The organism is Pseudomonas sp. B329 (assembly GCF_023127835.1).
GTDB lineage: Bacteria > Pseudomonadota > Gammaproteobacteria > Pseudomonadales > Pseudomonadaceae > Aquipseudomonas > Aquipseudomonas synxantha_A.
In genome coordinates this window covers 275677-278977 of sequence record NZ_SPKP01000042.1, presented here as the reverse complement: position 1 = coordinate 278977, position 3301 = coordinate 275677, and the positions used below count along the sequence as shown (strand labels likewise).

Genomic DNA, 3301 nt, shown 5'->3' with positions numbered 1-3301 from the left:
GGGGTAACCTGCCTGATAAGTCACGGTTTAAGAGAATGTCCGTATTCAGTTTTGCCGCTAGGCGCGGCGCCCTTGAAAAACAACGGGCGCAGCCGGGGGCCTGGAGGGGCTTCCGGCAGGCTTGAAAAATTAAGGGATTTGCGCGGTGGGGGGTGACATGGGAAGCGGGGACAAGTGTCGGGTGGGAGGGTTCCCGTGTTTGCTCGCGGCTCTTCAACCTAGCTGAGTTTTGCCAGTACTGCGGTGATGATCGCCCAAGTCACACCTGTGGGAGGGGGCTTGCTCCCTCCCACATTTTGGCCTGTGTCGCCTGTTTGACATGCATTGTTAAAGGCCAGCAATCCATATCCCTTTAATTTGCAGGACGTTTCCTAGACAATCCTTCGGCCTTGCGCCTGCTCAACCCGCTGGCTAGCCTTCGCTTCGTCGCTGCATATCAGCGATCGGGTGTGAGATCCCGTGTATTTGCAGGCGCCATGCGCTACAACCGTCTATGGCGGCTATGTGCGGGCAGACTTCGGTCTGGCCGGGTCCTGCTTTCCGGTATCTCACCCCGCACATAGCTGCCACCTTTTGACGTGTGAGATCGGCAAAAGAATGGCTCCCAATCCAAGCAGGAGCTTCATCCATGAGCAAAGTCGTCCCCGACCCACCCTATCCCGTTTTTGTTGCCCACGAAGACCTGAGCTTCGAAGACGCGATCGCCAGCATTTCCTCGCTGCTACGCTGCGCCACCACCACCGCCACCGAAACCGCCGAGGGCCTCAAAGGCAGCCAACGCGACATGGCCTGCTCCACCGCGCACTGGATTGCCTGCAACCCAAACCCACCAACATCCCATAACTTTTGTGGGAGGAGGCTTGCTCCCGATAGCGGCAGGTCAGCCAATTAATCCATATCTGACACACAGCCATCGGGAGCAAGCCCCCTCCCACATTTGGCCTGTGTCGCCTCAACGAATGATTGCTCACGGCCCGATTTGGTTGATGCACATTCAGTCAACGGACAATGCCTCAAGTGTCCTTAAGCTCAGATCGAAAGAGTATTTATCAACCGGTTTTCAGAACCTTATGCTTCGGCTCATTCCGTTGAATATCGAGCCGCTCATGACCCTCCGCCGCCCGCTTGCTGCTGTATTAGGATTGCTGGTTTTCTCCATCGCCGTGAGCGCCGACGCTCAGGAAACCCTGCGCATCGGCTATCAGAAATCCTCGACCCTGATCACCCTGCTGAAAACCCGGGGCACCCTGGAAAAAGCCCTCAACGCCAACCACATCGACGTCAGCTGGCATGAGTTTCCCAGCGGCCTGCCATTGCTGGAGGCGCTGAACGTTGGCAACGTGGATATCAGCGCCGACGTCGCCGACACGGTGCCGATCTTCGCCCAGGCAGCCGAGGCCCAACTCACCTACTTTGCCCAGGAAGCGCCCTCGCCTGCGGCCCAGGCCATCGTGGTGCGCAAGGACTCGCCGATCCAGCAATTGGCGGACCTAAAAGGCAAGAAAATCGCGGTAACCAAGGCCGCCGGCGCCCACTATTTACTCATCGCCGCGCTGAACAAGGCCGGCCTGGCGTTCACTGATATCCAGCCGGCGTACCTCTCGCCAGCTGACGGTCGCGCCGCCTTCGAAAACAACAAGGTGGATGCCTGGGTCACCTGGGAGCCCTTCCTCACCAGCGTGCAGCGGCAACTGCAGACCCGCACCCTGGCAGACGGTGCCGGGCTTGCCAGCTACAAGCGTTATTACCTGACCGGCACGCCTTACGCCAAGGCCCATCCTGAAGTGCTGAGGGTGGTGTTTGCAGAACTGGAAAAAACCGGCCAATGGGTGAAAGCGCATCCGCAGGAGGCGGCAACAGTGCTCGGGCCGTTATGGGGTAACCTGGACGCTGCGACGGTGGAAGCCGCCAACGCGCACCGCAGCTATCAGGTGCAGCCGGTGACGCTGGAACAGTTGGGTGAGCAGCAGAAAATTGCCGATGCGTTCTTCAAGGCTGGCCTGCTGCCCAACGAGGTAAATGCCAAGGCGGTGCAGACCTGGCAGCCCTAGGTAAACAAGGCGTGCGGGAAGTGGTACAAAAGCAGTCCTTGCCACTTTCCTGGAGGCCACCGCTCATGACGTCCAAGCTCGAACAACTCAAGCAATTCACCACCGTGGTCTGCGACACCGGCGGCCTGGAAGCCATCAGCCGTCTGCAGTTTGCGCGGGGTCAGGAGAAACTGGAAACGCTGCTGGCCGACGCATGACCGCTATCAACCCGCTGGGTCAACCCCGCACGCTGGTGTTCCTGGCTTACCCTCAGATGGGCTTGCTCGACCTGACCGGCGCGCAAACGGTGTTCTGGGCCGCGACCAAGGCCATGGCCGAACGCGGTTTGCACGGCTACGTTGTACACAACGCCAGCCTGGCGGGTGGCCTGATGCCGACCGCCGAAGGCTTGAGCGTCGACACCGTGGCGCTGGCACAGTTGGCCCCTGGCGCTATCGATACGCTGGTGGTGCCCGGTGCGCCCGCCATCGAGCAAGCCATGGCGGATAACACTGCGCTGGTGGACTGGCTGCGCAATGCCTCCGGCCAGGCTCGGCGTACTGCCTCGGTATGCAGCGGCACCTTTTTGCTGGCCCAGGCCGGCTTGCTTGAGGGGCGCCGCGCGGCGACGCATTGGGCCATGTGCGAGCTGCTCAGACAACGCTTCCCGAGCATCGAAGTGGATGTGGATGCGATATTCGTGCAGCAAGGCACGGTATGGACCTCCGCCGGTGTGAGTGCCGGGATCGACCTGGCCCTTGCACTGGTGGAAGCCGATTGCGGGCGCGAGGTAGCGCTGCAAGTGGCGCGCGAATTGGTGGTGTTCCTCAAGCGCCCCGGCGGCCAGGCGCAGTTCAGCCAGGTGCTGCAAGCGCAAACCGCCGACAGCGCCGGCTTCGATGCCCTGCACGTGTGGATCAGCGACAACCTAAGCGACAGCGACCTCAGCGTGGAACGCCTGGCTGCGCAAAGCCATATGAGCCCGCGTAACTTTGCCCGGGTCTATAAACAGAAAACCGGTCGCACCCCGGCCAAGGCCATTGAATTGTTTCGCATCGAAGCGGCGCGGCGGATGCTCGAAGATTCCCAACGCAGCATCGACCAGATCGCCCGGCTGTGCGGGTTCGGCGACGAAGAGCGTATGCGCTGCACCTTCCACCGGCATCTGGCCATCGCACCTCGCGACTACCGCGAGCGCTTTTCTCGCTAGGCCGGTTAAAAGTGGCAGTGATTCAGGGTTATCTGTCCTTTCTGACAAGCCGTACGGCTTT

At 60.6% G+C, this 3301-nt stretch carries 3 protein-coding genes and 1 pseudogene; all 4 read left to right on the top strand.

From position 1 onward, the window contains the following. Positions 1–628 precede the first annotated feature (628 nt). Positions 629–892 (top strand): DUF3077 domain-containing protein, encoded by a 264-nt coding sequence (locus tag E4P00_RS20325; protein ID WP_248132703.1) that lies wholly within the window; start codon positions 629–631, stop codon positions 890–892. A 214-nt stretch (positions 893–1106) separates the two neighbouring features. Then, entirely contained in the window at positions 1107–2051 is a 945-nt protein-coding gene (locus E4P00_RS20320) for an aliphatic sulfonate ABC transporter substrate-binding protein (protein ID WP_248132701.1), read from the top strand. A gap of 65 nt (positions 2052–2116) precedes the next feature. Beyond that, positions 2117–2200 (top strand): annotated as a pseudogene (locus E4P00_RS20315) (hypothetical protein); the annotation flags it as partial. A 44-nt stretch (positions 2201–2244) separates the two neighbouring features. Next, positions 2245–3240, top strand: coding sequence for a helix-turn-helix domain-containing protein (locus tag E4P00_RS20310; RefSeq protein ID WP_078821568.1), 996 nt, complete (start codon positions 2245–2247; stop codon positions 3238–3240). The last annotated feature ends 61 nt before the right edge of the window (positions 3241–3301 follow it).

Bases quoted from the DNA above. Each gene is read 5' to 3' on its own strand.
- E4P00_RS20320 (WP_248132701.1), top strand. From the start codon at position 1,107: ATGACCCTCCGCCGCCCGCTTGCTGCTGTATTAGGATTGCTGGTTTTC.
- E4P00_RS20325 (WP_248132703.1), top strand. From the start codon at position 629: ATGAGCAAAGTCGTCCCCGACCCACCCTATCCCGTTTTTGTTGCCCAC.
- E4P00_RS20310 (WP_078821568.1), top strand. From the start codon at position 2,245: ATGACCGCTATCAACCCGCTGGGTCAACCCCGCACGCTGGTGTTCCTG.